Annotated in this window: 1 protein-coding gene; it reads right to left on the bottom strand. The window is 59.7% G+C overall.

The window, feature by feature from the left end; genetic code table 11:
- Positions 1-170: 170 nt before the first annotated feature.
- On the bottom strand, positions 171-575 hold a 405-nt coding region (locus EN742_RS37070; protein WP_128333995.1), incomplete at its 5' end, for an FCD domain-containing protein.

Raw genomic sequence — 575 nt, 5'->3', positions numbered from 1 at the left:
TGCAACAGCCCGAGGTCTATCTGGGCAATGCGGGAGAACTGATCGACGAACAGGGCCAGCTGCTGAACGAGGACACGAAGGCCTTCCTGCGCCAGTTCATGTCCTCATTTGCGGGCTGGATTTCGCTGACAGCCCCGCAGAAGTAGTCGCCTGCATCGGGAAGCCGGCGGTCAGCTCGGCCCGGCTTCCATGATGCGGCGGCGAAGGCTTTCGATATGTGCGGACATCGCTTCAGCCGCTGCCTTTGGATCGCGGTTCACGATTGCGGTCAATAGGCTGCCGTGCTCGTTGCCCGTCAGCTTGAAATCATGAAACTGCCAGAGAGGCAGGAACCATATCCGCGACATCCGCTCGTGGATGGTCTTGAGAAAATCCGCCAGCAGCCGATTGCCGGTGGCTTCGGCCACCTTCACGTGGAACTGGCGGTCGAGCTCCATGAGTTTCGTCGTATTGGCGGTGTCGCGAAGCGCTTCGTATTTGGTGTAGATCTCTTGCAGGGCCACAAGGTCGTGATCGCGAATTTTTTCTGCGCATTGCGCTGCGCAATAGGGCTCGACCAGCGCGCGCGCCTCCAG

This window comes from Mesorhizobium sp. M4A.F.Ca.ET.020.02.1.1 (genome assembly GCF_004022645.1).
Classification (GTDB): domain Bacteria; phylum Pseudomonadota; class Alphaproteobacteria; order Rhizobiales; family Rhizobiaceae; genus Mesorhizobium.
This window is presented reverse-complemented; position numbering and strand designations above follow the sequence as displayed.